General features: G+C 70.2%; 27 protein-coding genes and 1 tRNA gene. 14 read left to right on the top strand and 14 right to left on the bottom strand.

Annotation, left to right across the window (positions count from 1 at the left end; translation table 11 throughout):
* The first annotated feature begins 16 nt into the window (after positions 1-16).
* Positions 17-943 (top strand): aminotransferase class IV, encoded by a 927-nt coding sequence (locus tag CNO20_RS11595; protein WP_101296294.1) that lies wholly within the window; start codon positions 17-19, stop codon positions 941-943.
* Here CNO20_RS11595 and CNO20_RS11600 read toward each other — a convergent pair.
* Positions 937-1713, bottom strand: a complete 777-nt coding sequence (locus tag CNO20_RS11600; RefSeq protein ID WP_101296295.1) for a DICT sensory domain-containing protein — start codon at positions 1711-1713, stop codon at positions 937-939. The two genes, CNO20_RS11595 and CNO20_RS11600, sit on opposite strands and share 7 nt — an antisense overlap.
* Before the next feature lie 139 nt (positions 1714-1852).
* Between CNO20_RS11600 and CNO20_RS11605 the strand changes: the two genes are divergently transcribed.
* The gene (locus CNO20_RS11605; RefSeq protein ID WP_101296296.1) at positions 1853-2272 is read left to right on the top strand and encodes a Rieske (2Fe-2S) protein; all 420 of its coding nucleotides are present in this window, start codon (positions 1853-1855) and stop codon (positions 2270-2272) included.
* Between the two features lie 319 nt (positions 2273-2591).
* Here the strand turns inward: CNO20_RS11605 and CNO20_RS11610 are convergent, their stop codons facing one another.
* The 4 genes from CNO20_RS11610 to CNO20_RS11625 all read right to left on the bottom strand — a co-directional run bounded on the left by CNO20_RS11610 (position 2592) and on the right by CNO20_RS11625 (position 4972).
* Positions 2592-3158 carry a peroxiredoxin gene (locus CNO20_RS11610; protein ID WP_101296297.1) on the bottom strand — a complete coding sequence of 189 codons (567 nt, stop codon included), beginning with the start codon at positions 3156-3158 and terminating at the stop codon, positions 2592-2594.
* A 310-nt stretch (positions 3159-3468) separates the two neighbouring features.
* Positions 3469-3543 (bottom strand) — tRNA-Met (locus CNO20_RS11615).
* A gap of 177 nt (positions 3544-3720) precedes the next feature.
* Entirely contained in the window at positions 3721-4194 is a 474-nt protein-coding gene (locus CNO20_RS11620) for a GtrA family protein (RefSeq protein WP_101296298.1), read from the bottom strand.
* Complete coding sequence (locus CNO20_RS11625) at positions 4187-4972, bottom strand: glycosyltransferase (protein WP_101296299.1); 786 nt, start codon at positions 4970-4972, stop codon at positions 4187-4189. Before CNO20_RS11625 ends, CNO20_RS11620 begins: the two co-directional genes overlap by 8 nt.
* A gap of 176 nt (positions 4973-5148) precedes the next feature.
* Between CNO20_RS11625 and CNO20_RS11630 the strand changes: the two genes are divergently transcribed.
* Positions 5149-7695: a DUF2298 domain-containing protein gene (locus CNO20_RS11630; protein ID WP_101296300.1), complete on the top strand. Its 2547-nt coding sequence runs from the start codon at positions 5149-5151 to the stop codon at positions 7693-7695.
* 249 nt (positions 7696-7944) lie between these two features.
* Here the strand turns inward: CNO20_RS11630 and CNO20_RS11635 are convergent, their stop codons facing one another.
* Positions 7945-8211, bottom strand: a complete 267-nt coding sequence (locus CNO20_RS11635) for an HAH_0734 family protein (protein ID WP_101296301.1) — start codon at positions 8209-8211, stop codon at positions 7945-7947.
* A gap of 135 nt (positions 8212-8346) precedes the next feature.
* On the opposite strand from CNO20_RS11635, the gene CNO20_RS11640 reads away from it, so the two are divergent.
* From CNO20_RS11640 to CNO20_RS11665, 6 genes are all read left to right on the top strand, one after another.
* Positions 8347-9015, top strand: a complete 669-nt coding sequence (locus CNO20_RS11640) for a hypothetical protein (RefSeq protein WP_101296302.1) — start codon at positions 8347-8349, stop codon at positions 9013-9015.
* A 35-nt stretch (positions 9016-9050) separates the two neighbouring features.
* Positions 9051-9335 carry a 50S ribosomal protein L44e gene (locus CNO20_RS11645; RefSeq protein WP_101296303.1) on the top strand — a complete coding sequence of 95 codons (285 nt, stop codon included), beginning with the start codon at positions 9051-9053 and terminating at the stop codon, positions 9333-9335.
* A 4-nt stretch (positions 9336-9339) separates the two neighbouring features.
* The gene (locus CNO20_RS11650; RefSeq protein WP_101296304.1) at positions 9340-9513 is read left to right on the top strand and encodes a 30S ribosomal protein S27e; all 174 of its coding nucleotides are present in this window, start codon (positions 9340-9342) and stop codon (positions 9511-9513) included.
* 21 nt (positions 9514-9534) lie between these two features.
* Positions 9535-10335: a translation initiation factor IF-2 subunit alpha gene (locus CNO20_RS11655; RefSeq protein ID WP_101296305.1), complete on the top strand. Its 801-nt coding sequence runs from the start codon at positions 9535-9537 to the stop codon at positions 10333-10335.
* A 3-nt stretch (positions 10336-10338) separates the two neighbouring features.
* Positions 10339-10521: an RNA-protein complex protein Nop10 gene (locus tag CNO20_RS11660; protein WP_101296306.1), complete on the top strand. Its 183-nt coding sequence runs from the start codon at positions 10339-10341 to the stop codon at positions 10519-10521.
* A 127-nt stretch (positions 10522-10648) separates the two neighbouring features.
* A complete protein-coding gene (locus CNO20_RS11665) occupies positions 10649-11404 on the top strand; it encodes a proteasome assembly chaperone family protein (protein WP_101296307.1) in 756 nt (251 codons plus the stop codon).
* Between the two features lie 256 nt (positions 11405-11660).
* Here the strand turns inward: CNO20_RS11665 and CNO20_RS11670 are convergent, their stop codons facing one another.
* On the bottom strand, positions 11661-13136 hold the full coding sequence (locus CNO20_RS11670) for an arylsulfotransferase family protein (protein ID WP_101296308.1): 1476 nt from the start codon (positions 13134-13136) through the stop codon (positions 11661-11663).
* A gap of 278 nt (positions 13137-13414) precedes the next feature.
* On the opposite strand from CNO20_RS11670, the gene chrA reads away from it, so the two are divergent.
* Positions 13415-14770 (top strand): chromate efflux transporter, encoded by a 1356-nt coding sequence (gene chrA, locus CNO20_RS11675; protein ID WP_101296309.1) that lies wholly within the window; start codon positions 13415-13417, stop codon positions 14768-14770.
* A gap of 3 nt (positions 14771-14773) precedes the next feature.
* Here chrA and CNO20_RS11680 read toward each other — a convergent pair whose 3' ends face one another.
* The 5 genes from CNO20_RS11680 to CNO20_RS11700 form a co-directional block, all read right to left on the bottom strand.
* Positions 14774-15391 carry a DUF420 domain-containing protein gene (locus CNO20_RS11680; protein ID WP_101296310.1) on the bottom strand — a complete coding sequence of 206 codons (618 nt, stop codon included), beginning with the start codon at positions 15389-15391 and terminating at the stop codon, positions 14774-14776.
* Positions 15392-15511: 120 nt separating this feature from the next.
* Complete coding sequence (locus CNO20_RS11685; RefSeq protein WP_101296311.1) at positions 15512-16567, bottom strand: NAD(P)-dependent glycerol-1-phosphate dehydrogenase; 1056 nt, start codon at positions 16565-16567, stop codon at positions 15512-15514.
* Between the two features lie 257 nt (positions 16568-16824).
* Entirely contained in the window at positions 16825-17529 is a 705-nt protein-coding gene (locus tag CNO20_RS11690; protein ID WP_101296312.1) for a LysE family translocator, read from the bottom strand.
* A 52-nt stretch (positions 17530-17581) separates the two neighbouring features.
* Positions 17582-18256: a metal-dependent transcriptional regulator gene (locus tag CNO20_RS11695; RefSeq protein WP_101296313.1), complete on the bottom strand. Its 675-nt coding sequence runs from the start codon at positions 18254-18256 to the stop codon at positions 17582-17584.
* A 69-nt stretch (positions 18257-18325) separates the two neighbouring features.
* Positions 18326-19510 (bottom strand): threonine synthase, encoded by a 1185-nt coding sequence (locus CNO20_RS11700; protein WP_101296314.1) that lies wholly within the window; start codon positions 19508-19510, stop codon positions 18326-18328.
* A 168-nt stretch (positions 19511-19678) separates the two neighbouring features.
* On the opposite strand from CNO20_RS11700, the gene CNO20_RS11705 reads away from it, so the two are divergent.
* Complete coding sequence (locus CNO20_RS11705; protein WP_101296315.1) at positions 19679-20956, top strand: NAD(P)/FAD-dependent oxidoreductase; 1278 nt, start codon at positions 19679-19681, stop codon at positions 20954-20956.
* A gap of 141 nt (positions 20957-21097) precedes the next feature.
* Here CNO20_RS11705 and CNO20_RS11710 read toward each other — a convergent pair whose 3' ends face one another.
* Entirely contained in the window at positions 21098-22138 is a 1041-nt protein-coding gene (locus CNO20_RS11710) for an NAD(P)-dependent alcohol dehydrogenase (RefSeq protein ID WP_101296316.1), read from the bottom strand.
* 137 nt (positions 22139-22275) lie between these two features.
* Between CNO20_RS11710 and CNO20_RS11715 the strand changes: the two genes are divergently transcribed.
* Both CNO20_RS11715 and CNO20_RS11720 read left to right on the top strand, forming a co-directional pair.
* Entirely contained in the window at positions 22276-23322 is a 1047-nt protein-coding gene (locus tag CNO20_RS11715) for an amidohydrolase family protein (protein ID WP_101296317.1), read from the top strand.
* Positions 23323-23325: 3 nt separating this feature from the next.
* Positions 23326-24303: an iron-sulfur cluster assembly protein gene (locus tag CNO20_RS11720; protein ID WP_101296318.1), complete on the top strand. Its 978-nt coding sequence runs from the start codon at positions 23326-23328 to the stop codon at positions 24301-24303.
* 8 nt (positions 24304-24311) lie between these two features.
* Here the strand turns inward: CNO20_RS11720 and CNO20_RS11725 are convergent, their stop codons facing one another.
* The gene (locus tag CNO20_RS11725) at positions 24312-25004 is read right to left on the bottom strand and encodes a metallophosphoesterase (protein ID WP_101296319.1); all 693 of its coding nucleotides are present in this window, start codon (positions 25002-25004) and stop codon (positions 24312-24314) included.
* Positions 25005-25192: 188 nt separating this feature from the next.
* Here CNO20_RS11725 and CNO20_RS11730 point away from each other — a divergent pair, with 188 nt between their 5' ends.
* Positions 25193-25972 carry a DUF7839 domain-containing protein gene (locus CNO20_RS11730; protein WP_101296320.1) on the top strand — a complete coding sequence of 260 codons (780 nt, stop codon included), beginning with the start codon at positions 25193-25195 and terminating at the stop codon, positions 25970-25972.
* The last annotated feature ends 14 nt before the right edge of the window (positions 25973-25986 follow it).

Consider the following 25986-nt stretch of genomic DNA (forward strand, 5'->3'; position numbering starts at 1 on the left):
GCCACGTTTCCCGACCATGCCAGACTCCGACGCGCACCTGTACCACGTCGACGGCGAACTCGTCCCGGCCGAGGAGGCGACCGTGAACGTCCGCGACCGCGGGTTCCTGTACGGCGACGCCGCCTTCGAGACGATCCGCGCCTACGGCGGGACGCCGTTCGAGTGGCGGGCGCACGCGGACCGCCTCCGCGAGACCTGCGAGGCGCTCGCGCTCGACCACGGGCTCTCCGACGCCGACCTCCGCGAGCGCGTCGCCGAGACGCTCGACGCGAACGACCTCGAAGACGCCTACGTCCGCCTCTCGATCACCCGCGGCGTCCAGCCGGGGAAGCTCACGCCCGCGCCCGAGGTCGACCCGACGGTCGTCGTGATCGTCGACGATCTCCCCCGCGGCGGGCGCGCGGGGGCGCCGGTCTGGGACGGTCCGGCGTCGCTCCGGACGGCGAAGACGCGGCGCGTCCCCGACCAGTCGATGCCCGCGCGCGCGAAGACGCACAACTACCTGAACGGCATTCTGGCCAGGATCGAACTCCGGGACGCCGACGCGGACGAGGCGCTGCTCCTGGACGCCGACGGCCGGGTCACGGAGGGGGCGACGAGCAACGTCTTCTTCGTCGCCGACGACGCGCTCCGGACGCCGAGCCTCGACGGCCCCGTCCTCCCCGGCGTCACTCGGTCGGTGGTGCTCGACCTGGCGCGCGCCGAGGGGATCCCGGTCGAGGAGGGGTCGTACGCGCCGGCCGACCTGCGACGGGCGGACGAGGTGTTCCTCACGAACACGACGTGGGAGATCCGTCCGGTCGCGGCCGTCGACGGGGTCGAAGTCGGCCGAACCGGCGGCGACGGTGACCTCGCGGACGCCCCCGACGACGCGCCGGCCGGCGGGCCGGTGACGCGGCTGCTCGCGCGGCTGTTCGACGAACGGGTCGAGGCGCTCTACTGACTCGGGTCGGGCCCGCCCTCCGAGCGGCGGCGGTCCGGCGCGTACGTCGCCGCGAGGTACCCGTCGACGCTCTCGACGAGGTACGGCTTCAGCGTCCAGAACCCGTAGTACCCGTCCTCGCGCTCCTCGGCGACGAGCGCCGCCATCCGCGTCCGCCGTCCGCCGCCGTCGTAGACGACGAACCACGTCCGCGCGATCTCGTCGCTGTCCGCGCCGTGGATCGAAACCCCCGGCACGTCCGGGTAGGCGTCGGGGAGACCGTAGGCGTGGACCTCCACGCCGCGCTCGGCGGCGCGCTCGTACACCCCGCGCGTTTCGGGGTCGTCGTCCAGTCGGGACAGGCGCTGAAACCCGGCTCGAAGGACGCCGTCGCCGGTCCGGACGGCCAGCTCTTCGATGTCGCGGGCGATCCGCAGCAGGAGCGGCCTGTCCTCGCCGGCGACCGTGAACAGCGTGTCGTCGAGCTTCGAGAGCACCGCGGGAAAGCCGGCGTCGGTGGGGTAGTCGCGCTTTGCGACGGGGAGCCGGTCGCCCAGCCGGACGTGCTCGCGGAGTTCGTCGACCGTCGAGGTGGCGATGACGCCGTCGTCGTCGTACAGGACGACGAAGTTCCGGGGCTTGTCCGGATCCGTGTGTCCGTACTCGACTTCGACGTTGTGAAACGAGAAGAACCGATCCAGGCGCCGTCGGACCCGCTCCGACCCGTCGTAGTTGAACACCGTCAACCGCTTTTGCCGGGATGCGACACCGGCGATCGTCTCTCCGAGCACGGACCTTCCTGCGGTCCTTCTCGCGACCCCTTGAAAAGTGTACCGTCGGGGCGGATTCGGCCCCGAACCGCGAAATCGACCGCGAGCGGCCGTCCGCGAATGCCAAACGTTGATGCGCGCGCGGACGCGAAGCCCCGGTATGGACGACAGCCGCCGCATCGTCGCGGTCGAGGAGGTCCCGTCCGACGGGACCCTCCTGTTCACGGTCCGCTCGGGCTTCGACAAGGAGGAGGCGATCCTGACGCGGCTCGACGACGGGAGCGTCGTCGCGTTCAAGAACTACTGCCAGCACTGGACCGACGTCCGCCTCGACAAGGGCTCCGGCGCTCTGGTCCGGAACGACGAGATCGTCTGTCAGAAACACGGCGCGACGTTCGAACGGGACACCGGCTACTGCAACTTCGGCCCCTGCGAGGGGGCCGTGCTGGACGCCCTGGAAGTCGCCGTCGAGGGCGACGCCGTCTACCTCGCCGACGAGGAGTACGAGTTCGAACACCTCGGCCCTTCCGGCGAACACGACCTCTCTACGGGGAGCCGGATCGACTTCACCGGTTCGTAGCGGTCCGATGCCCCCTGTTCCGGCGGGAAGGCGATTACCGGATTCCGGACCGGCGTCGAGCCGAACCGCTACGATCGGCTCTTCGGTTCGTGTCCGTTCGCTTCGCTCACTCCGTTGAGGAAGGGGCCTCCGCCTCGCAATTTAGGCGAAGACGGCGCTCCCTACGGGAACCACGGCGGTTCCCGCAACGCGCGTTCGCCAGATTCCGCGGACCCCGGCGGGCTGTCGGACGCTTCGAGTCTGACAACGTCGCGGAGGCAGGAAGCCCCCCCTTCGAGGAACGAGCCGCGTCAGCGGCGAGTGAGTAGGTGAGGGTAGTTCACCGGGAACTGTTCCGTACCCACTCCAGAACCTCGCCCGCGTGTTCGTCCGGCGGGAAAATCGGGTAGAAGACGTGTTCGATGCGCCCATCTGAGACGACCAGCGTCAATCGCTTCAGATAATCGTCGCCCTCGATGGTGAACGTCGGCAAGTCGAGTTCGTTCGTCAACTCCCGCTCGGCATCGCTGAGCATCTCGAAGGGGAGGTGCAGACGATCGCGGGCCTCGCGTTGGTACTCGCTTGACTGGGTAGATAGTCCGAATACCTCCCCGACTCCCTCATCTCGGAGTTCGTCGTAATGGCTGCGAAAGCCGCGCGACTCGGGAGTACAACCGCGGGCACCCGGGACGTCTTCCCACCCTTCCGGGATCACGTCCTCGTCCGGCCGCCCCGTCAGCGGATAGACGTAGATAACCGTTCGAGGGGGGAGCTCTCGGAGGTTGATCGTCGCGCCGTCGGTCGCCGGGAGTGAGACGGCGGGCATCTCCGTCCCTCGGAGATGGTCGGCCGCTCCATCGTCTTCCGGTACTGGCAGGTCGTCTGGGAGTGGAAAGTCCTCGGACATGTACCGGAGAACCACCGATTGATAGATAAAATCTTCCGATATCAGAAATAGTCGGATGAGGTTCGATAATCACCCTTAAAACTAGATTCAACCTAAATAAACGGCTTCAGCCGAATCGAGGCGCTGTCTCCCCTCCCTACTCGTGCTTTTTCTTCGGTCGGCGCTCGCCGAGGAAGGGGGCGTAGCGCATCAATTCAGCTACCGATCGGAGCGTTTAGTCGAGGTTGTGAGCGGGATAACCCTTCCCTCCGCCGCTCACTCGCTCACGAAGGGCGCGGAGTGTTCTCTCCGCGCAATGTTCGCTCGAAAATAGCGGGAGGTAGATTTGAACTACCGATCTCCGGGTTATGAGCCCGGCGGAATCTCCTGGCTATCCCATCCCGCTACATCACTCAAATCGACACTGACTGTTAAGGGTTGTGATTCCGTCGCCGTATGTGTGTTTTCGTCCCGCACGCCGGGGTGAGAAACGCCGATCCGGCGGCGTCGCTTTCGAGAGGCAGTCATCCCCGCTTTCGAGAGACGCTCCACCGGACGGCGGAATCCGATGCGACCGACGGCGTCACTCGGCGGTCGCCGCGATCCGCCAGGTGAACAGGCTTTCGGCCACGTAGTTGACGAGCGTCCCGGAGGCGATGCCGACGCCGTTGGCGACGACCAGCCACAGCTCCTCGCCGCCGACGGGAAGGCGCACGTCGAGCCCGGAGACGTGGACGAAGACGACCGTCGCGACGAGCACGCCCCCCGCCCGGACGGCGTTCGACTTCGCGAACCGCCACAGGACGCTCCGCCGCCCGCCGTCGGCCTCGTCGGCGAACGTCCAGTTCTCGTTGAGCAGGAACATCAGCACGATGGCGAGCTCCGCGCCCGCGAGCTTCGCGCTGCCGCGGTAGACGCCCAGCCCCGCCGTGAGCGCGACGACGGTGGCGGTGTCGACCACCGCGCCGACGGCCCCGACGGAGACGAATCGCCCGATCCGCATCCCCGAAGCGAGTTCCCCGAGGCGGCTACTCGTCGACCGCCCCCGGCTACTCATCGACCGCCTCCCCCGCGAGCCGGTCGATGAGGGACGACCGGGTCCCCCGCCGAGCGTCGAGCGCGGCGTGTAGCCCGTCCTGACGGAGGAGCTTCGCCCGGTGACGCGCGGTCAACAGCCCGCGGCCGAGGCGGATCGACGCGCGGATCGGCGAGACGGTCGACCCCGGCTGGTCCTCCCACGTCACCGGCACCTCGACGAGGCGCGCGTCGAGCGCGGCCGCGACCGCGACGAGCTCGACGTCCCAGGCGAATCCCGGCTCGTACAGGTGCTCTCTCACCCGATTCCACGTCTCCCGCGCGAGCGCCTTCGCACCGCACTGGTAGTCGTACAGCTCCGCGTCGAGCAGCAGCCGACCGAGGCGCGCGAAGCAGTCTCCGAGGTGCCGCCGGGCGAACGTCTGGTGGGCCGCGACCCGCGCCGCCGGGTGCCGCCGGGAGCCGACGGACAGGTCCGCGTCCCCGGCGCGGACCGGCGCGAGCACGTCGGCGACCGAGTCGGGGGGCGTGCTGCCGTCGGCGTCGGCGAACGCGAGCACGTCCGTGTCGAGCGCCTCGAACCCGGCCGTGATCGCCGCGCCCTTCCCGCGGCGAACGGGACTGGTCGAAACGGTCGCGGGGAGGGCGGAGAGGTCGGCGACCGTCCCGCGCCTCGGGGCGTCGAGTTCGACGCGGATGGCGTCGGGAGCGAGCCGCTCGTCGAGCGTCCGCACGTACGCGCCGAGCGCGGCCGCGTCGGGGCGGTAGGCGGGAACGACGATCCCGACGGAGCGATCCATGTGTCGGCGTTTCACGCAGGGGATTAAAAAGCGTTTGACTCTCGATCGTTGATGTGTCCGAATCGCGTCACCTCTCCCGGGCGGTGCGCGCCGGCGCTTCCGTCCCGCGGAGGGCGCCGCCCGTCGACCGCCGAACCCAAAAAACGTATGCCAGCGGCGTCACGTTCCCCCGATAGATGGAATACGCCCTGGTCGTCGGCTGGCTGATCGCGTACGCGGCGCTAGCCGCCGCCGGCCTGCCCCTCGCACTCCGCCTGTTCCCCCGCCTCCCGGGGCGCGGGGCCGGCTTCGCGCTCCCGATCTCGCTCGTCGTGGTGACGACCGTCGTCTACTGGGTCGGCCGCGTCTCATTTGGCCCGGTCGCCGTCGGCGTCGGCGTCGCGGCGCTCCTCGTCGCCTCGCTCGCCGCGGGGCTGGACCTGTCTGCACTCCGGGATGGCCGGATCGAACTCGCCCGCGGTCTCCTCGAAGGCGAGAGCGGCCCGTCCACCCGGTTCGACGACGGGGACGGTCGATCCGCCCGACTGGACACCGACGGCGGGGCGCGCGCGGACGCGTCGACCGAGCGAGGGGCCCGGTCGCCGTCGGAGCGGGCCGGCTCCGGAGGCGACGCCGTCCGCCTCCGGATCGCCCTCGGCGAGGTGGCCGCCGTGTTCGTCCTCGGGTTCCTGTTCGTGCTCGCCTTCCGCGCGGTCGATCCCGCCGTCCACGCGGGCGGCGGCGAGAAGTTCCTCGACTTCGGGCTCCTGAAGTCGCTCTCCCGCGCGGACGCGCTCCCGCCGGAGGACGTGTGGTTCGCGGGCGAGCCGGTCCGGTACTACTACGGCGGTCACCTGATGGCGAGCGTCCTCTCGACGCTCACGGGCACCGCGCCCGCGTACGCGTACAACCTCGCCCTCGCGGGCTTCTACGGGATGCTCGTCGCGGCGGCCTACGACCTCGCCGGGGCGATCGCGGCCGCCCGCGGAGCGTCCCGGCGGCTGGCGGGCGGCCTCGCGGCGTTCTTCGTCGGCTTTGCGGGGAACCTCGTCACCGTCGGTTGGCTGGCGCTCTTTTTCCTGCCGCGGTCGCTCAGGCGGGCGGTCGCAGAGCGCATCGCCGGGCACACGTCGGAATACACCGCGGAGGCGGTGCTCGCCGAATTTGCCGATTTCAACTACTGGCACGCGAGCCGGGTCATCCCCGACACGATAAACGAGTTCCCCCTCTTCTCCTGGCTCAACGGCGACCTCCACGCGCACATGATGGGCACGCCCTTCCTCCTGCTCGGGGCGGCCCTCGCGTACAGCTACTACCGGACACCCGCGGCGGAGACGCGGCGCCGGTGGGCGGTGGTGTTCGTCGCCGGGCCCGTCCTCGCGGGGTTGCAGGTGGTCGTCGACACGTGGAGCTTCCCCTCCATCTTCGGGCTCCTCTGGCTGTCGCTCGTGTTCGCCCCCGCGAACCCGCTCACGCTCCTCCCGGGCCGGCTCGCCGATCGGTTCGCCCCGCTCGCCGGCGAATCGTGGCTCGCCGCCGAGGCGATCAGGGCCGCCGGCGCGCTCGTCGTCGCCGCGAGCGCCGGCGGCCTCGCGCTGCTGCTCGGGCTCCCGTTCCTCCTCGGCGCGGGGGCGGGCCGGGAGATCGCCGTCCTCGCGCCCGACGCGCGGAGCGCGTTCGGCCCGCTGGTGTTCGTCCACGGCGCGTTTCTCGTCGCCTTCTTCGTCTACCTGCTCGGCCGACTCCGCGTCGAGCGGCCGTGGCTGCTCGTCGGTTCGCTTCTCGCGCTCGGGGTCGTCGCCCTGCTCCAGAACGCGGCGGTCCTGCTCCTCGTGGCTCCGCTTCTCGTGTTCGGCTGGCTCGCGCTGCGGCTGGACCGGAACGTCGGCTACGAGACGGCGCTCGTCGTCGCCGGCGCCGGCCTGGTGCTCCTGGTCGAGTTCGTCTACGTCAAGGAGCAGGCCGGTCCGCTCCGGATGAACACCGTCTTCAAGACGTACATGCAGGTGTGGGTGCTCTGGGGGACCGCCGCGGGGGCGGCGCTCGCCCTCCTCGTTCGGGGTCGCGCGACCGAGACGGCGGCGACGGAGCGGACGGTCGGCGATCGAATCGCCCCGGCCGCCGGCGGACTCCGTCGGATGGCGGCGCCGGCCTTCGTCGCGCTCCTCGTCCTGTCCACGGTCCCGTACGGCGCGCTGGCGCTCTACGATCACTTCGACTCCCACGCCGGCGACGAGCCGACCCTGTCGGCGACCGCGTTCGTCGAGCGCGACCACCCGGAGGAGGCGCCGGCGATACGGTGGCTCGACGCGAGGGGGGGACAGCCGGCGATCCTCTCCGCGCCCGCGACGAGCGCCTATCCGGGGACTGAGCGCGGGAGCTACCCGTACCCGCCGGGGATGTACTCCTGGGATTCGAGTCCGGCCGCGAGCCTCACCGGCGTCCCGACCGTCGCCGGCTGGGCGCACGAAGTGGGGTACCGCGGGTCGGACGCGTACTACGGGCGCGTCGTCGATGTCGACGCGGCCTACACCGGGCCGACCGAGAAGCGGGTCGCGATCCTCAAGAAGTACGAGGTTCGGTATATCTGGGTCGGCCCGGCCGAGCGCGCCCGCTACGCGGAGATCACGGTCGACGAGACGCCGGGCGTCGAAGTCGCGTTCGAGAGCCCCGCGGTGACCGTGTACGAGGTCGATCGGGAGCGGCTTCCGGCGGGCGGTGCGGACGCGGAGCGAGAGAACTGACCCGGAGGTGGAGGTATCCCGCCGATCGTGCGGCGGGATCGACGGGATCGCGGGGCTCAGAGAGGGAGTATCGGAGCCCGCCGGCGGTTCCGAAGCCCGTCCCTGGGCGGTGTCTCTCGGTTCTTCGCCGGGAATCTATGAACTCCTCCGATACTCCCGATGAGCTCTCGGAGGGGTTGAACGCCGGAGAAATCGAAGAAACCCGAAAAGCGAGGGGAGACGGCGGTACGACTCGTCGCGGCGGCGCGGTCAGACCGCCATCTTGCCGCGCGCCTTGATCACGTCGAGTGCCTCGGCGTCGATGGCGTCCACGTCGAGGAAGTGGGGAACGTACTCGCGCTTCTCGTACGCTTCGCGCTCGTCCTCGGTGCCGATCGTGCACCACAGCTGGACCTCGTCGGGGCCGTGGTAGTCGCCCTGCCGCTGGATGGCGAAGCAGATCTGTTCCTCGCCGTCGTACTCGATGATGGCGCCCTTTCGGATGCCGGGGTCCCCACGAACGATGAGGTGCTGCATGGGCGGAGGTTTGCCCACTCCGGGCTTAACGGCTTCGGTCACTCTCTCCGCCGCTCCCGGCGTCGAATCGGACGGACGGGCCGGACGCCGCGGAGCGGCCCAACAGCCAAGCCGGTCGCGTCCGCAGTACCGCCCGTGAGACGGGTTCCCGAGCGGACGGTGATCGACCACTGGCTGGCGCACGAACCCCTCGCGGACGGGATCGATCCGACGGCGCTCGACGACGCGGCGGCGCTGGACAGCCTCCTCCGGGCGAAACCCGGCGCGGCGGCGTTCCTCTGGCGGGAGGCCCCGATCGACTGGTACCGCGTGCGGCCGACGCCGGGACAGCTGGGTCGGCTCCGCGTCGGGGAGGGGCCGCCCGACATGCTCTGGCGCGCGCTGTCGCCCGACGGCACCGTCGACGGGGCCGCCCGACGCGTCACCGCCGGGGACCCCGACCGACTGACGGAGCGGACCGGCGTCGACGTTCGTCGGGTGCTGCGGCTCGCTGCCGAAATCGAACGCCGGACGGAGACGGAGATGGCGACGAAAATCGAAGGCGGAAACGGGGTCCGGAACGGACTCCCCGCTCTCGTCTGCTTCGCCCGCCGGCCGTGGGCCCGGCCGTTCGTCGCCGACGGGAACCACCGCGCCGTCGCCGCCGCGGTCGCCCTCCGCGGGGGCGCGTCGGTTCGCCCGCCCGGCGCGTACCTGGGCGTCGGTCGGAACCGCCCACTGGCGGAGGCGAAAACGGCCCTCCGGTCGCTCCTGTGGTCGGTTCGCGCGCGTCTCGCGGGCCGTGACGAACCAAACGGGTTTTAACGGACGGGGGCCAAACCCGCACAAGGTAGATATCTATGCAGATGCCACGCCGATTCAACACGTACTGCCCGTTCTGCAGGGAACACCAGGAACACGAGGTCGAGAAGGTCCGAACCGGCCGCTCGACCGGGATGAAGAAGGTCCAGCACCGCCAGCGGCGGCGCCAGATGGCGCACATCGGGAACGCCGGCAAGTTCTCGAAGGTGCCCGGCGGCGACAAGCCGACCAAGAAGACGAACCTGAAGTACCGGTGCAGCGAGTGCGGCAAGGCGCACATGCGCGAGGGCTGGCGCGCCGGCCGGCTGGAGTTCCAGGAGTGAGATCATGGCCGGGAGCTTCCACAAGGTGACGTGCTCGGACTGCGGGAACGAACAGGTCGTCTTCGACCGCGTCGCGACCGTCGTCAACTGCGCGGTCTGCGGGACGACGCTCGCCCGACCGACGGGCGGGAAAGCGGCCTTCGAGGGCGAGGTAAGCGAAACCGTCGAGGCGCGGTAACCTCTCCGAGGTGACCTACGAATGAAGTACAGTGGTTGGCCCGACAAGGGCGATCTCGTGGTCGGAAAGGTCGACGAAATCGCCGACTTCGGCGTGTTCATCGACCTCGAGGAGTACGAGGACAAGCGCGGACTCGTCCACATCAGCGAGGTCGCGAGCGGCTGGATCAAGAACGTCCGCGACCACGTCCGCGAGGGGCAGACGGTGGTCGCGAAGGTGCTCGGAGTCGACGAGGGGTCACAGCAGATCGACCTCTCGCTGAAAGACGTCAACGAGCACCAGCGCAAGGAGAAGATCCAGGAGTGGAAGAACGAGCAGAAGGCCGACAAGTGGATGGGCCTCGCGTTCGGCGACGACGTCACCGACGAGCAGTACGGCGCGGTCGCCAACGCCCTGCTCGCCGAGTTCGGCAGCCTCTACGACGGGTTCGAGCAGGCGGCAATCCACGGCACCGAGGCGCTCTCCGACGTCGACCTCGACGAGGAGGAAAAGCGCGCAATCGTCGAGACGGCCCGCGAGAACGTGTCGGTCCCCTACGTCAACGTGACCGGCTACGTCGACCTGCGGTGCCCCTCGTCGGACGGCGTCGACGCCATCCGCGAGGCGCTCCGGGCCGCCGAGGGCGACGGCGACCTCCCCGACGAAGTCGAGCTGACGGTCTCGTACGTCGGCTCGCCGGAGTACCGGATCAAGGTCAAGGCCCCCGACTACAAGATGGCCGAGGCCCAGCTGGAGGCCAGCGCGGACCGCGCCCGCGAGGCGATCGAGGCCGCGGGCGGCACCGCGAGCTACCACCGCGAGCGCAACGAGGAAGACGAGTAGCGGATGAAATCGGACATCCGGGTGTGTTCCGCGTGGCGCGACCGCCACGACCGCCCGGTGTACACCCTGTCTACCACCTGCCCCGAGTGCGGCGCGGAGGCGGTGAACAGCGCCCCCGCGCCGTTCAATCCCGAGGATCCCCACGGCGAGTACCGACGCGCCCAGAAGCGCCGGGCGCGCGACTGAAGAGAGGGGCCCGCTTTTCGAGCGCGCGATCCGGTTCCGAGCGGCGGTCGGCGGGGCCGCTCGCCGCCGAGCGGCGACGCTTCCCCGGATGGTGACTTACTTAAGACGCGCCGCCCCGAGTATGGGCATGGACGACATCGAGGTCGACGCGCTCGCGGACCCGACGCTCGACGAGCCGGTGCTGATCGAGGGCCTGCCGGGCGTCGGTCACGTCGGGAAGTTGGCCGCCGAGCACCTGCTGGAGGAGTTCGAAAGCGAGCTCGTCCGGCGCGTCTACGCCGACGAGTTCCCCCCGCAGGTGAACATCGAAGACGGCGTCGCGTCGCTCACCTGCGCCGAGTTCCACGCCGTCGACGCGGACGGCGCGGACCTGCTCGTGCTCACCGGCGACCACCAGGCGCAGAGCAACGCGGGCCACTACCACCTCGCGGACGCCTTCCTCGACATCGCCGAGGAGTTCGGCGCGGCGCGGGCGTTCGCGCTCGGCGGCGTTCCGACCGGGGAACTCATCGAGGAGTACACCGTCCTCGGGGCGGTGACCGACTCCGACCTGATCGAACCGCTGGAGGAGGCGGGCGTCGAGTTCCGCGAGGACGAACCCGCCGGCGGCATCGTCGGCGTCAGCGGCCTGCTGCTCGGGCTCGGTTCCAGGCGCGGCCTCGAGGTCGCCTGCCTGATGGGCGAGACGAGCGGGTACCTCGTCGACCCGAAGAGCGCCAGGGCCGTGCTCGAAGTGCTCCAGGGGCTCCTCGACTTCGACGTCGACTACGCCTCCCTGGAGGAGCGCGCAGAGGAGATGGAGGAGGTCGTCGGCAAGATCCAGGAGATGCAGCAACAGCAGGCCGGCGGCATCTCCGGCGAGGATCTGCGGTACATCGGCTGACCGTCGCGGCCGTCGGCGCATCCCTCTGCGGCGGGTTCCCGCCCCCGCCTCGTCGGCGTTGCGGTATTCTTCCTTTCCTTTCTTTTCTTCCCATCTTTTCCTTTCCCTTCCCTTTCTCCTTCCGCGGGCGAGTATCAAACGCGGCGGAGCGACCGCTCTTCGGCGCGACGGTCTGGTTCGAACGTTCGAAAAGCGAGGTCGAGTTCGAAACGCGGGATCGGCGTCGAGTTCGATCGGATCCGACCGCGATCGGCGGTCAGTCCTGCTCGCTCGGCGAGTCGTCCAGCCCGGCGTTCGCCGCGTCGTTCCCGCGGGACTTCCTGTGCCACCGGAACTCCAGCCCGCCCCAGGCGAGGAGCGTGACGACGCCGAGCGCGAGCGCCATCACTTCGGCGAGCCCCATCCAGACCGGCGTGATGTACATCAGCCCGTTCAGGTACCGGCCGGGGAGGAGGTTCTTGACCGAGATCCAGAACCAGTCGCCGACGGAGCCGCTCCGGGAGGCGACGTCGGCGGAGGCCGCGCTCGGGCCGCCGGTGGACTCGTCGCCCGTGCCGAGCCGCTCGGCCTCGTAGGGGAACGCGATGTCGAGGCTCCAGACGATCTCGCCCTCGGGGTTCACCTCGAAGACGCGGTTGCCGTTCGAGTCGGCGATCAGGGTGTTGCCGTTCGGCAGGCGGTCGGCGTCGCGGGGCCACTGCATCCGGGCGTCCCGCCAGGTCCACGTCCGCTCCCAGTCGCCGTCGTCCGTGCGCTGGTACTCGACGACGCGGTTGTTCTCGCTGTCGGCGACGATGGCTGCCGGGCCGCCGTTGCTCTCGTTGATGAAGTCCGGGTTGTGCTGCTCGTAGATGATCTCGTAGTTGTCCTCCTCGCCCAGCGTCCAGTCCTTGTCGACGCCGCCGAGGTCGGGTTCGAGGAAGATCACGCGGTCGAGGTTCCGCGCGCTCACCATGATGCGCCCGTCCTCCAGCACCTCCACGTCGTTGATGTGCGACCAGTCCTTCGGGTGCTCGTCGCCGGTCCCGTCGACGGGGAACGAGTCGGAGGCGTTCCAGCGCTTTTCGACCTCGTCGGTCTCGGTGTTCACGACGAACACGCCGTCGAAGTAGATGTCCGCGACCGCGATGTGGGTCTCGTTGATGCGGTCGACGTCGTGGTACCGGCTGGCTTCCTTGCCTGGCGTCGGGTGGCCCCAGACGTGCTCGACCTCGCCGGTCGTGAGGTTCACCCGCTCGACGCCGTTGTACGTGCAGGCGTCGACGTCGCCGTGCTCCTCGTAGTAGGTGTCCCACGTCTCCCGGCTCACGCCGTACTCGCTCGCGTTCCACTCGTCGGCGGCGGGACACTCCGCGGCGTCGAGGTGGTCCGCGTAGGAGTACTCGACCGTGGTTTCCGTGCCGGGGACGGGATCGACGTCCCAGTACCGGGTGTGACTGTCGTTGTAGTAGAGGACCGTGCCGTCGGGGTTGAACGCGACTAGCTCGGAGAGCGCGCGCGGCCCCTCGCTGCGCTCGCCCCGCCAGGAGTTCGAATCCGTCGCGACGACGGTGATGCCGTCGGTCTCCGGCGCGATCTGCGCCTCGCGGTCGACGTCGCCGTTCCCGTCGAGGAACTGCTCGAACCGCGTGTCCGTCGCCGACATCGCGAACGCGAGGCCAACCGTCACGAGCGAGAGCGCGAGGAGGGCCGCGAGGACGATCCGAAGACGGCTCTTCGAGAGCGGTAACATTACTGCCCCAGTTACCCTCCGTGCGTTTAGCCATTCTGGTATCGAGGGGCGGTTCGCCCGGCGTACCAGTGCCGTCGGTCGACAAGTCCGAAAGCGCCGCGCGCGGACTCGTCGGTCGCGTCCGTCTCCGTCGATTCGGTCGGCCGTCCGGGAAACGTTCTTTGCGACGCCGGTCGTCCAATCACGTCGATGCACGCCGCCGCGTCCGGTTCGATCGAGGACGGTGGTCCCGGACTGAGACGGGGCGCTCCCCGGGTGCCGCGGAGGGGCCGCCGGTAATGGTCGAGGCGTCGACGGACGGGACGACGCGTGCGTACCGCGGAGACGCCACGTCGGCGAAGCTGGTCGAGGTCGCGCTGTTCTTCCTGAAGATCGGCGTCGTCGGATTCGGCGGTCCGCTCGTCCACATCGCGATGATGGAGGACGAACTCGTCGGCGAGGGGAGCGCGGAGTGGACCGACGAGGGCGTGTTCATGGAGGGCCTCGCCATCTGTAACACGCTCCCGGGGCCGGCCTCCACGCAGCTCGGGATCTTCATGGGGTGGGTCTACGCGGGCGTTCCGGGCGCGCTTGTCGCGGGCCTCTGTTTCATGCTCCCGACGTTCGTGATCGTCGTCGCGTTCTCGTACCTGTACTTCGCGTACCGGGCGCTGCCCTCGCTCGAAGCGTTCTTCTACGGGATCAACCCCGTCGTCATCGGACTCATCGTCGGCGCGTCGTACTCGATGGCGCAGAGCGCGCTGAAGGAGGAGAACGACGACCTCCGGTTCGAAATCGGCGGCGACGAGTGGGTCGTCGACTACAAGCTCCTCGCGCTGCTCATCGGCGCGCTCGGCGCGACCGTCGCGTTCAATCCCAATCCCGTCCTCGAGTTCGTCGTCGCGGGCGTCGTCGCGGTCGCGGTGTACCGTCCCGACTGGGTGCGGGCGAACGCCCTGAAGGCCTCCGCCGTCGGCGTCGCGGTCGCGGCGCTCGGCCTCGGTTCGCTGCTGTGGGACCGGCTCTCCGCCGCGCTCGGCGCGTCGTTCGTCGGCGGGATCGAGCGGAGCCCGTTCGCCGCGCCCGCGTTCGCGCTGTGGGCGAACCCGTGGGTCAAGCTCTTTTTGTTCATGGTGTACACGGGGTCGTTCATCTACGGCGGCGGACTGGTGCTCATCCCCTTCATCGAGAAGTACGTCGTCGGCGAGTTCGGGTGGATGAACGCGAAGGTGTTCGTCGACGGGATCGCCATCGGTCAGTTCACGCCCGGCCCGGTCGTGATGACGACGGCGTTCATCGGCTACGAGCTCATGCTCGACACCTACGGCAGCGTCCCGCTGGCCGTCCTCGGGGCGTTCGTCGCGGCCGTCGGCGCGTTCGGCCCGTCGTTCGTCTTCATCGTGGCCTTCTTCCCGTACTTCGCGCGCGTCAGGGAGAACGAGATCGTCCAGACCGCGCTCTCGGGGGTCAACGCCGCGGTCGTCGTCGCGATCCTCGGCGCGACCGCGACGCTCGCCCGGGAGGGGATCGTCGACCCGCTCACCGCCGGGCTGGCCGTCGCCACGTTCGCGCTCTTCGTGCGCGGCGCGGGGGCCGTCTACCTCATCCTGGGGGGCGGCGGGATCGGCGTGCTCGTCGGGCACTTCCTCGCGTGAGTCTCAGAGCGCGGGGACCGAGATCACCGCCTCGACGAACTCCCACTCGTAGACGTGGTTCAAAAGCAGGTACGTCACGACGCCGAGCGCGAGCGACAGGATCCACGACCCGGCGGCGATCCGGCCGATCCGCCTGTGCGGGGTGTCCCGGCGGAGTTCCTCTGGCGTGTGCGTCAACCCGAGGACGAGCGCGTACAGCACCACGGGCACGGCCACGATGGAGAGGACGATGTGGACCGCGAGCATCAGCAGGTAGGCGTAGTACACCGCCTCCGGGCCGACGAACTCCTTCGTCCCGCCGCCGCCGATCTTCGTCAGGTAGAGGACGAGAAACAGGAGGATCAGCGCGAACGACGAGGTCATCGCCGCGGCGTGCTTGCGCACCTCCCCCGTCCGGATCCAGTACCACCCGGCGACGAGCAGGACCGTCGTGACCGTGTTGACGACGGCGATGGCGTCCGCGAGGAGGTTCACCTGCGCGAGCGTGAGCTCCGGGAACACCGACTCGGGGACGAAGCCGAGGAACGTGCCGACGACGATGCCGTACCCCAGAACCGACAGGAGGGCGGTCACGGCCCGCGGGTGCTCCTTGACGGGGCCGCGGACGCTGGCGGTTGCCATGGCCGACCGTTGGAACAGGGAGGATATGCGCTTTCGGGTTTCCGACGGGCCTTCGAGCCCCGTACCACGCGGGGGCCGTACGTTCGAGGCGTCTCCGTCGGAACTCGCCGACGATCGCTCTCAGCCCTCGATGACGCCGGTCACCGTCGCGACCTCCCAGGCGGCGGCCTCGCTGACCCCGTTTCCGAGGATGGTGTACCGGTCGCGGATCTCGTGGGCGGTCGTCAGCGCCTCGATCACCTCCTCGTCGGTGACGCCGAGGTCGGCCGCCGTCGTCGGCGCGTCGATGCTGGCGAGCGCGTCGCGGATGTCGCGCCACTCGCCCTTCGCGCCGCTGTGGAGGTACTCGGTCATGATCGACCCCACGCCGACCTGGTGGCCGTGCAGCGCCTTCCCCGGCGCGATGCGGTCGAGCTGGTGCGAAAAGAGGTGCTCGGCCCCGCTGGCCGGCCGCGAGGTGCCCGCGATCGACATCGCCACGCCCGAGGAGACGAGCGCCTTCACGACGAGCCACGCCGACTCCTCCAGCCCCGGCCTGATCGAGTCCGCGCTTTCGACGAGCATCTCCGCGGTCATCTGCGAGAGCGCCCCGGCGTACTCCGAGTACTCGACGTTCTTCAGCCGGTGGGCCAGCTGCCAGTCCTTGACCGCGGTGTAGTTCGAGATGATGTCCGCGCAGCCGGCGGTCGTCAGCTCCCACGGGGCCCGCGCCAGGATCTCCGTGTCGGCGACGACCGCGAGCGGCGGGTCGGCGGCGACGCTGTGTCGGGTGTCCCCCTCGGGGATGGACGACCGGCCGGAGACGATGCCGTCGTGGCTCGCCGCCGTCGGCACCGAGACGAACCCGACGCCGAGGTCCTCGCTCGCCATCTTGGCGATGTCGACCGCTTTCCCGCCGCCGAGTCCGACGAGGAAGCCGATCTCCTCGCCGCGCGCGGCCTCGACGACCCGCTCCACGGACGCGAAGCTGGCCTCCTCGACGACGAGCGTCCTCGGCTCCGCGTCGAACTGCGCGGCGATCCGCTCGCCGGCGAGTTGGTGCGGCGTGGGGCTCGTGACGACGAACGGCGGCCCGGAGAGGTAGAGCTCGGCCACCGCCTCGCCCAGCTCGTCGAGGACGCCGTGACCGACGAGGACGTTCCGCGGCAGTTTGATCCACGTCGACTTGTCGAACATACGCGGAACTCACGCGCCCCGGATGAAACTGTTTTGTGTCCGATCGATCGGGACGCCGACGCCGTCCGCCACTGATCACCACCCCACCGCCTTCGTCCGCCCTGTACCGTTATTTACAATATATAAAACAAATTTATTATAGGATGGGGGACGCGTATAACCAGTCCGCGCGACTGTCGCGCGAAAGGACACGACACGCGCGCGCCAACCGACGACGGTTCATCAAGGTCGCGGGCGGAGTTACGGCGTAGACGGAGTTACGCCGCGAACGCGCTCGCGGCGTCGTAGAGGAACGCGACGCCGAACCCGGCCAGCACGGCGGCGCTGGTCCCCGCGACGACGGGGGCGAACGAGTCGACCCGCCGGCCGGCGGTGACGAGCGCCGCCGGAAAGCCGGTCACCCACAGGCCGATCCCGACGAAGAAGCCGAACAGGAGCGCCGGGCTCCCGGTCTCGACGATCAGCAGCCCGGCGAGCTCGGGGCCGACGTACGGCGCCTGCCCGAGCACGTCGACGCGGCCGGGCCTGAGCAGGCCGACGCCGATCGTCAGCCAGAAAAGGAGCTGGTAGGGGTTCGTCAGCGCGAGGACGAACGCCTTTCTGAACCCCGTCGAGACGCCCGCACGCTCGTCGGCGTCGGCCGCGGCGGGTTCCCCGTTTCCGAGGAACGCCCCCGTCTCCCGAACGGCTCCCCAGGCGAAGTACAGCATGAGCAGGCCGCCGCCGCCGACCATGACCGTCCGCACCGTGGGGAACCGCTCGACGAACCCGACGACGCCGAGGAAGGCGAGGACGAAGAAGGCGGCGTCGGCGCTCATCGCTCCCAGCCCGGCCCGGACGCCCGACGCCCAGCCGCGGACGACGCTCTCCTCGGCGATGACGGCGTTCATCGGCCCCGGAGGCGCCGCCAGCGCGAGGCCGAAGACGACGCCGGAGAGCAGTGATCCCGCGAATCCGACCATGGCTTCCAAAGGCACCGGAGCGGTGAAAAGTAGTGCGAGTTCCGAGCGGGCTTCAGGCCGCCTCTTCGACGGCCGCGCTGACGCGGATCGATCCCGCGACCGACTCGGGGAGGCTCTGCTCCCGCCCGTCGGCGAGCCGGACGGTCACCATGCCGAACGGGGCCACGTCGACGATTTCGAGCTCGGTTCCGGGCGTGATCCCCGCCGCTTCGAGGTACTCCAGCTCCTCCTCGTCGCGGTCGCTGACCCGGACGACGGCCACCCGCGTCCCCTCTCCGTGGTCGCTGAGGCGGGTCGAGTCGTCCTCCCCGAGCGGTTCGAGGTCCGCCCCCGGGATGGGATCGCCGTGGGGGTCGACCGTCGGGTTGCCGAGCGCGTCGGCCATCCGGCGCTCGAACTCCTCGCTGATGTGGTGTTCGAGCGCGTCGGCCTCGTCGTGGACCTCCGACCACGAGTAGTCGAGGTGCTCCGTCAGGTACGCCTCCAGGAGCCGGTGGTGGCGGAGCACCTCCAGCGCGACCGTCTCGCCCTCCTCGGTGAGTTCCGCGCCCTTGTACTTCTCGCGCGCCACGAGCCCGCGCTCTTCGAGCTTGCCGAGCATGCTCGTCACCGTCGGCGGGGTCTTGCCGAGGTAGTCGGCGATGGCGGAGGTGGAGACCGGCGGCCCGTCCTCCGCCTGGAGGACGTATATCGCCTTCAGGTAGTCCTCCATCACGTCGCTGAGCATACCCGATCTAGACGCGTCGAACGCAAATAGTTGATGGGACGAATCGACGGTTCGACGCCCGGAGCCGGGTCAGATTCCCTGTCCCATCAGGTGGCTGCGGAGGATGTCCGGGGTCTTGCCGCCGGCCTCCGTGTTGACGAGCGCGAGCGTGTCGTCCGGGCCGAACTCCTCGGCGAGTTCCCACGCGCCCGCGGCGGCCGCGCCGCCGGCGACGCCCATCTCGATCCCCTCGCGGCGGGCCGCGGCGACAGCGCTTTCGAGGATCGCGGGGTCGTCGACTGTCGCCGCGCCGCCGTCCGTCTCCGCGAGCGCCCGGATCGCCAGCTCCCCGCCGGCCGGGTCCGCCACCTCCAGCTCGCCGCAGATCGTGTCCGGCGTCGCCCACGGTTCGGGGTCGTCGAGCCCGCGCTCCCACGCGGCCGCGATCGGCGCGCAGCCGCTCGGCTGGACGGCGTACAGCGGCGGCACGCCGTCGACGAACCCCAGGTCGCGGAGCTCGCGCAGCCCCTTCGCGACGCCGACGAGCACCTCGCCGGTGCCGGTCGGCACGAACACGGCGTCGGGGACGTCCCAGTCGAGCCCCGCGAGGAGCTCGTAGGCGAGCGTCTTGATCCCCTCGTGGCGGTAGGGCGTGGCGAACTCCCGAACCGAGCGCCACTCCTCTTCCCCCTCGCGTTCCTCCTCGAACGCCTCGACGGCGTCGGGGTAGCGCCCGCCGACGACGTGCATGTCGCCGCCGTGGACGTTCACCATCGCCTTGTTCGAGAAGGCGGACCGGGCGGGCACGAACGCGTGGCACTCGATCCCCACGCGCCCGGCGTAGGCGGCGGCGGACTGCGCGCCGTTGCCGGGCGATGCGAGCGCGACGTGCGCCGCGCCGCTCGCCCGCGCCGCCGTCACCGCGACCGACAGCCCCCGGTCGAGGACGGTCCCCGTCGGATTCCTCCCCTCGTCCTTGATCGCCACGCGTCCGACGCCGAGTTCCCCGGCGATCGCCGGGGCGTCGACGAGCGGGGTCGCCCCCTCGGGGATCGAGACCGCGTCGTCGGCCGGAAACGGGAGCAGATCGGCGTATCCCCACAGCGACTCCCGGCCATCCCCTCCGAACGCCGATCGGTCCGCCGAAACCGCGTCGTAATCGTAGACTGGGTCGAGCGGGCCGCCGCACTCCGGGCAGCGACCGGGTTCGCTCCGGTCGAACGGCTCCCCGCACGCCGCGCACTCCAGCCCGCGGAACGCCTCCGTCGTCTCCATACGGCGAGGTTCGGCGCGACCGACTAAGGCCTTCCCGTCCGCCGTCGGGGGAACGCGGGTCGGGAGCGCGGGCCGGCGGATCGGCTACCCGGCTCGGACCGCACCCCCGCGGTGACCGGTGCGTGCCCTCGCGGTGGGACTTAATAGCCCCCGGAAGAAGTGTGCAACATGGACGAGGACGCTTCCGTCGCCGTCGTCGGCGCGGGTCTGGCCGGCCTCGTCGCGGCCCGCCGGCTCGCCGCCGCCGGCGCGGACGTGACGGTGTACGAGCGCCGCGAGGAAGTGGGCGGGCGGGTCCGGACCCGCCGGAAGGACGGATTCACGCTCGATCGGGGGTTTCAGGTGCTCTTCACCGCCTACCCGATGGTCCGCCGCGAGCTGGACCTCGACGCGCTCGACCTCCGGCACTTCGCGCCGGGGGCGTGCATCGCCCGACCCGGCGGGCGGTCGATCGTCGCGGACCCGCTCCGGGACCCCGCCGCGCTCTTCGAGACGCTCGCCTGCGGCGAAGTGACGACGACCGACAAGCTCCGGACGCTCGCGCTCCGCCAGCACGTGCGGAGCCGGGAGGAGCGCGAGTTCTTCCGCGGCCGGGACGCCTCGATCCGCGAGTACCTCCGCGACTGGGGGTTCTCTGAGAAGTACCTCAGGAACTTCGTCGCCCCCTTCTACGGCGGGATCACGCTCGACCGCTCGCTTTCGACCTCGAAGCACGTCTTCGAGTACACGTTCCGCGCGCTCAGCGAGGGCGCGACGGCCCTCCCGGCGGACGGGATGGGCGCGATCCCCGGACAGCTCGCCGAGAACGCCCGGGACGCGGGCGCCGAGATCCGGCTGGGCGAGGAAGTGACGGCGATCGACGACGACGGCTCGGCGGTCGAGGTGGAGACCGCCGGGGGGACCGTCCGGGCCGACGCGGCGGTCGTCGCCGCCGACCCGTCCAGCGCGCGAGAGCTGACGGGCGTCGACGCGATTCCGACCGACGCGCGGGGCTGCGTCACGCAGTACTACCGCCTCCCGCGGGGGACGCAGCTCGGCGCCGGCAAGCGGCTCATCCTCAACGCGACGGACGCCTCCCCCAACACCGTCGTCCCGCTCTCGGCGGTCGCCCCGGAGTACGCCCCGCCGGACTACGAGCTCCTCAACGCGACCTTCCTGGGGTCCGACGCGCAGGACGCGACCGAGGGGGAACTCGCGACCGAGACGAAGGCGGCGCTCGCGTCCTGGTTCCCCGAGCGGAGCTTCGAGTTGCTCGAACCCGTCCACACGGAGCGCGTTCCGTTCGCGCAGTTCGCCCAGCCGCCCGGCGTGTACGACCGGCTGCCCGACGCCCGCGCGGCCGGCGGCCGGACGTACCTCGCCGGCGAGTACACCAAGTGGTCCTCGATCCAGGGTGCGATGCAGAGCGCCCACGAGGCCGTCGACGCGATCGTCTCCGACCTCTGAGCGCGGTCCGTCGGACGACCCGGAGCGCCGCCGGCGCTCGGGCCGGGCGGGATCGAGACCGACGCGGCGGCGCTCCGACCCCGGCGCGGCCGACCGAGCGACCGGCTACGGGGTGGTGACCGATTACGGGGTGGTGATCGATTACGGGGTGATGACCGCCCGCCCCTCGATCTCGCCGTGTTCGAGCCGCTCGGCGACGGTGTTCACGTCGTCGAGGTCGTACCGCGAGGTCCGAAGCTCCACGTCGCCGCGCTCGACAAGCGCGACGAGCTCCTGAAGTTCGGTGTACTCGCCGACGAGCGTCCCCCGGTAGGCGAACTCGCCGTTGACGAGCGTCTGCGACGGCTGGTGGACGTGGCCGCCGTAACCGACGATGTGGTGGTCTCCCCCGGCGGCGGTGATGTCCGGCCCGTACGCGGTCGTCTCGTCCCGGCCGACGAAGTCGATCACCTGCTGGGCGCCGACGCCGTCCGTGATCTCGTCGATCGCGTCCGCCACGCTCTCCGACGTCGGATCGACCGTGTGGTGCGCGCCGAGTTCCTCGGCGAGCTCGCGGGCCTCCTCCTTGAGGTCGATCGCGGTGATCGTCACGGGGCTCATCGCCTCCAGGCACTGCAGGCCGATGTGGCCGAGGCCGCCGACGCCGATGACGACCGCGTGGTCGCCCGGGTTGAGCTCCCGGTCGGCCTTCTTGACCGCGTGGTACGCCGTGATCCCGGCGTCGGCGTGGGGCGCGATGTCCGTTGTGTCGACTCCCTCGGGGAGCGGGATGACCGACCGCTCCGAGGTGAACAGGTACTCCGCGAACCCGCCGTCGGTCGTCAGCCCGGGGAATTCGAGGTTCTCGCAGTACATGTCCTGGCCGAGCCGGCAGGGGCGGCACTTCCCGCAGGTCATCACCGGGTGGCAGATCACCTTGTCGCCCTCCCCGACGAGGTCGACCTCCTCGCCCACCTCGACGACCTCGCCCGCGTTCTCGTGGCCGAGCGTCATCGGCAGGTCCTGCTCGACGTAGTCGGTCCACATCCCCTCGATGATGTGGTTGTCCGTCTGGCACCACCCCGCCCCCTCCACCTCGATGACGACGCCGTCGGAGCGCGTGATCTCCGGGCGGTCGATCTCCTCGACGGTGAGCGCCTGGCTCATGTCCTCCGTGTACTCGTGCAGTCTCGCTGCTTGCATGACGGTATCCTATGCCACGCTGAGGGGCAAAGGTCTTGCGCGCGCTCTCCCCGACGAGGGGGTACTCGCCGCCCGATTCTCCTGTCGCGCGACGAGAACAAACTATAATGTTCTTTGATGTTCAACCGTGCCACGCTATGTACCGACACGAAGGGGAGGACGTGTTCGTCATCGACTCGCACGTCCACTTCTGGGACGCGAGCGAGGAGAACATCACGCACGACGGCGGAGAGCAGTTCATCCAGTGCTTCTACGACTACCACACCGGGTTCACCCCGGAGGACAGGCAGTGGACGCTGGAGGAGTACCGCAAGTACTCGCCGGAGCGGATGGTGCGCGACGTGTTCGGGAAGGGGTACGTCGACATGGCGATCTTCCAGCCGACGTACCTCTCGGACTTCTACGCCGACGGGTTCAACACCGTCGAGCGGAACGCCGAGCTCGCCGAGGAGTACCCCGAACGGTTCGTCCTGAACGGCCGGTTCGACCCCCGCGACGGCGAGGCGGGCCTGCGCGAGCTCGAACGGCAGAAGGAGGAGTACGACATCGACGGGGTGAAGCTCTACACCGCCGAGTGGAACGGCGATTCGAAGGGGTGGCGGCTCGACTCCGAGGAGTGCTTCGAGTACCTGGAGAAGTGCCGGGAGCTCGGCATCACGAACATCCACCCGCACAAGGGGCCGACGATCCGCCCGCTGAACCGCGACGCGTTCGACGTGAGCGATGTCGACGACGCGGCCACGTCGTTCCCCGAGCTGAACTTCGTCGTCGAGCACGTCGGCCTCCCGCGGCTGGACGACTTCTGCTGGATCGCCGCGCAGGAGCCGAACGTCTACGGCGGCCTCGCGGTCGCCGCGCCCTTTGCGGCGGTGCGGCCGAGGAAGTTCGGCGAGATACTTGGCGAACTCCTCTTCTGGCTGGGCGAGGACCGGATCCTCTTCGGCAGCGACTACGCCATCTGGGAGCCGGAGTGGCTGATCGAGGCCGTGATGGAGTTCGAGCTCGCGCCCGATCAGCGCGACGAGTACGGCGTCGAGTTCGACCTCGACGCGAAGCGGAAGATCATGGGGGAGAACGCCGCCGACCTCTACGACATCGACCTCGACGAGAAGAAGCAGGAGCTGCGCGACGACTCGGTCAGCGCCGAGTTCGGGCTCGGCGACGGGGAGGCCGCGGCCGACTGAACCATGGCCGGATCCAATCCCGCGGACGCCGGCGGGGACGCGACGCCGGCGGACGCGGACGAGACTGCGACGCCGGCGGACGCCGCGCCACCCACCCGCGAGGCGGTCCTGGGACGGCTCGATCGCGTGACCGACCCCGAACTCGATCGGTCGCTGGTCGAACTCGGGTACGTCGACGAGATCGAGATCGATCCGCCGCGCGTGTCGGTCGCGTTCAGACTTCCGACGGCCTGGTGTTCGCCCGCGTTCGCCTGGATGATGGCGACGGACGCCCGCGAGGAGATCGAGGCGCTCGACGGCGTCGCGTCCGCGACCGTCGAACTCCGCGATCACGTGCACGAGACGGAGATCAACGACGGCGTGAACCGGGGACTGCCGTTCGAGGAGGTCTTTCCGGACGCCGACGGCGGGGTCGAGGCGGTCCGCCGCGAACTCGACGAGAAGGCCCGCCTCGCCCGGCAGTACCGCGCGGTGTCGACGCTCCTGGAGGCGGGGCTCTCCCCCGAGCAGATCGTCCGGCTCGCGCCCGCGGACGTCGAGTTCGACGGCGCTCCCGACTCCCCGCCGCCGATCACGGGCGACGAGGCGGGAGTCGGACGCGACGACGGAGCGAGCACCGAACGCGACGGCGAGACGGAGGCCGGACGCGACGACGGAACGACGGACGACCGCGACGGCGGGACGGCGACGGTGTACGTCCGCGGCGGGACCGTCGGCGTCGCGTTCTCGGCGTCGTCGATCCGCGAGTACCTGGAGAAGGCCGAGGCGCTCGGGCTCGTCTCGGGGGCGGACGACGACCGCCCGCTGTTCAGGACGCCGGACGGGAATCCGATCCCCGCGGACGAGTTCGACATGGTCCGTCGGCGGGCGCGGCTGGCGCACGTGAACATGGACGGCCAGGGCGGCGTCTGCGCGTACCTGCACGAGGCCCGGTACGGCGACCGGGGAGTCGACGCCTCGAACGCGCCGGAGTCCGCCTGACCGGCGCGTCAGAGCATCCGCCGGAACGCTCCCAGGGGCGGGAACCAGAGCGTTTCGTGGCTCTCCCGGTCGTAGACGATCGGGCGCAGCGCGTCCGCGTCGGTCACGAGCGGGCACTGGAAGTCCGCGGTTCGCATGCCGTTTACCGTCGCGCCCGCCGCCAGCCGGTTGAACGCGGGGAGCATCAGCACGTCCGCGCCGCGGTACGTCCCCTCGCCGTAGAGGTAGCAGGGGCGCTTTCGCCCCTCGATGGCGATCGCGGGGTGGTCGTGGCCGACGACGTACAGGTCGGCCTCCCGGTCCGGCGCCTCGTGGCCGTGGCAGACGACGGTCCCGCCGTCCAGGGGGTACTCGTCGTGGACGGTCCCGTCCCAGACGCGTTCGAGCGCGGCGTCGTGGTTGCCGGCGACGAGCACCGGCCGCGCCCCCGCGGCGCGACACGCGTCCGCGACGGCGCGCAGGCCCTCCCTCGCGTCGGCGGACGGACCCGAAAAGCTGTGGAGGACGTCGCCCGCGACCACGACCTCCGCGGGGTCGAAGTGCGCGAGAAGCGCCGTCAGGCGGTCTTCGAGGTCCGACCGCTCGCCGAGCGGGAACTCGACGCTCGACGCCTCGTCGCGGCCGACGTGGAGATCGGCGAGCACCAGCGCCGCCGCGTCGGGGACGAACACCGCGCGGTCGCGGAACGCGAGGTCGCTCACGTTCCGAAGATGGGTGCAGACCCATAAATCGCTGCCGTCTACGGTCGCGCCGTCCGGACTGACCGGTTCGGCGGAGGTTCGCGTCAGCGGGACGCTCCCTCCGAGCGGTCGATCCTCCGGCCTCGGCCGCGCGTCCGACCGCCTCGGCCGTCCACATCGCTTTTAACGGACCCGCGCTACCTCGGAGTATGAACGGGGCCCTGGAGGACAAGCGCACCGCCACCCGGTTCCGCATTCTCGTCCAGATCGCGGACCGCCAACCCGCGGTGAGTCAGGGCGAGATCGCGGACGCCGTCGGCATCACCAGTCAGGCGGTCAGCGAGTACATCCGCGCACTCGTCGAGGACGGGCTCGTCGACAAGGAGGGTCGATCGCGGTACCGCGTGACGAAGGAGGGCGTGGACTGGCTGTTTCAGGAGGCGAAGTCCATCAGGCGGTACGCCGACCACGTCACCGAGGACGTGCTCGGCAGCGTCCAGGAGGACGCCGCCGTCGCGACCGAGGACGTCTCGGCGGGCGAAACCGTCACGCTGACGCTGCGGGAGGGGCTGCTCCACGCGACTCCGGGGGCTGACGGCCCGGCGACGGGGGTCGCGACGACCGACGCCGAGGCGGGGACCGACGTGAGCGTCACCGGCTTCGAGGGCGTCATCGAGATGGAACCGGGCAACGTGGCCGTCGTGCAGGTGCCGTCGATCCGAGCGGGCGGCAGCCGAGCGGTCGACCCGGACGTCCTCCGGGCGGCCTGCGAGGGCGCCGACGTGGTCGTCGCCGCCGGCGTCGAGGCCATCGTCGCGCTCCGGTCGACCGGGATCGAGCCGGCGGTGACGGTCGCCGCGGGATCGGTCGCGGCGGAGGCGGCCGCCCGCGGCCAGTCCGTCGCCGTGGTCGCGACGACGGACGTCGTCGGGCGGGTGACGGACGCCCTCCGCGACGGGGAGGTCACGTACGAGGTCGTCGAGGCGTAGCGCGGGCGAGCGCC

Source organism: Halegenticoccus soli (assembly GCF_002844195.1).
Lineage (GTDB): Archaea > Halobacteriota > Halobacteria > Halobacteriales > Haloferacaceae > Halegenticoccus > Halegenticoccus soli.

What these genes read in the sequence shown, in the direction of transcription:
- CNO20_RS11610 (WP_101296297.1), bottom strand. Translation starts at nt 3,158, where the DNA reads ATGTCCGAGGACTTTCCACTCCCAGACGACCTGCCAGTACCGGAAGAC.
- CNO20_RS11710 (WP_101296316.1), bottom strand. Translation starts at nt 22,138, where the DNA reads ATGCAAGCAGCGAGACTGCACGAGTACACGGAGGACATGAGCCAGGCG.
- CNO20_RS11700 (WP_101296314.1), bottom strand. Translation starts at nt 19,510, where the DNA reads ATGGAGACGACGGAGGCGTTCCGCGGGCTGGAGTGCGCGGCGTGCGGG.
- CNO20_RS11645 (WP_101296303.1), top strand. Translation starts at nt 9,051, where the DNA reads ATGCAGATGCCACGCCGATTCAACACGTACTGCCCGTTCTGCAGGGAA.
- CNO20_RS11620 (WP_101296298.1), bottom strand. Translation starts at nt 4,194, where the DNA reads ATGAGTAGCCGGGGGCGGTCGACGAGTAGCCGCCTCGGGGAACTCGCT.
- CNO20_RS11605 (WP_101296296.1), top strand. Translation starts at nt 1,853, where the DNA reads ATGGACGACAGCCGCCGCATCGTCGCGGTCGAGGAGGTCCCGTCCGAC.
- CNO20_RS11665 (WP_101296307.1), top strand. Translation starts at nt 10,649, where the DNA reads ATGGACGACATCGAGGTCGACGCGCTCGCGGACCCGACGCTCGACGAG.
- CNO20_RS11685 (WP_101296311.1), bottom strand. Translation starts at nt 16,567, where the DNA reads ATGTTCGACAAGTCGACGTGGATCAAACTGCCGCGGAACGTCCTCGTC.
- CNO20_RS11680 (WP_101296310.1), bottom strand. Translation starts at nt 15,391, where the DNA reads ATGGCAACCGCCAGCGTCCGCGGCCCCGTCAAGGAGCACCCGCGGGCC.
- chrA (WP_101296309.1), top strand. Translation starts at nt 13,415, where the DNA reads ATGGTCGAGGCGTCGACGGACGGGACGACGCGTGCGTACCGCGGAGAC.
- CNO20_RS11715 (WP_101296317.1), top strand. Translation starts at nt 22,276, where the DNA reads ATGTACCGACACGAAGGGGAGGACGTGTTCGTCATCGACTCGCACGTC.
- CNO20_RS11635 (WP_101296301.1), bottom strand. Translation starts at nt 8,211, where the DNA reads ATGCAGCACCTCATCGTTCGTGGGGACCCCGGCATCCGAAAGGGCGCC.
- CNO20_RS11660 (WP_101296306.1), top strand. Translation starts at nt 10,339, where the DNA reads ATGAAATCGGACATCCGGGTGTGTTCCGCGTGGCGCGACCGCCACGAC.
- CNO20_RS11695 (WP_101296313.1), bottom strand. Translation starts at nt 18,256, where the DNA reads ATGCTCAGCGACGTGATGGAGGACTACCTGAAGGCGATATACGTCCTC.
- CNO20_RS11730 (WP_101296320.1), top strand. Translation starts at nt 25,193, where the DNA reads ATGAACGGGGCCCTGGAGGACAAGCGCACCGCCACCCGGTTCCGCATT.
- CNO20_RS11595 (WP_101296294.1), top strand. Translation starts at nt 17, where the DNA reads ATGCCAGACTCCGACGCGCACCTGTACCACGTCGACGGCGAACTCGTC.
- CNO20_RS11720 (WP_101296318.1), top strand. Translation starts at nt 23,326, where the DNA reads ATGGCCGGATCCAATCCCGCGGACGCCGGCGGGGACGCGACGCCGGCG.
- CNO20_RS11630 (WP_101296300.1), top strand. Translation starts at nt 5,149, where the DNA reads ATGGAATACGCCCTGGTCGTCGGCTGGCTGATCGCGTACGCGGCGCTA.
- CNO20_RS11655 (WP_101296305.1), top strand. Translation starts at nt 9,535, where the DNA reads ATGAAGTACAGTGGTTGGCCCGACAAGGGCGATCTCGTGGTCGGAAAG.
- CNO20_RS11690 (WP_101296312.1), bottom strand. Translation starts at nt 17,529, where the DNA reads ATGGTCGGATTCGCGGGATCACTGCTCTCCGGCGTCGTCTTCGGCCTC.
- CNO20_RS11670 (WP_101296308.1), bottom strand. Translation starts at nt 13,136, where the DNA reads ATGTTACCGCTCTCGAAGAGCCGTCTTCGGATCGTCCTCGCGGCCCTC.
- CNO20_RS11625 (WP_101296299.1), bottom strand. Translation starts at nt 4,972, where the DNA reads ATGGATCGCTCCGTCGGGATCGTCGTTCCCGCCTACCGCCCCGACGCG.
- CNO20_RS11650 (WP_101296304.1), top strand. Translation starts at nt 9,340, where the DNA reads ATGGCCGGGAGCTTCCACAAGGTGACGTGCTCGGACTGCGGGAACGAA.
- CNO20_RS11705 (WP_101296315.1), top strand. Translation starts at nt 19,679, where the DNA reads ATGGACGAGGACGCTTCCGTCGCCGTCGTCGGCGCGGGTCTGGCCGGC.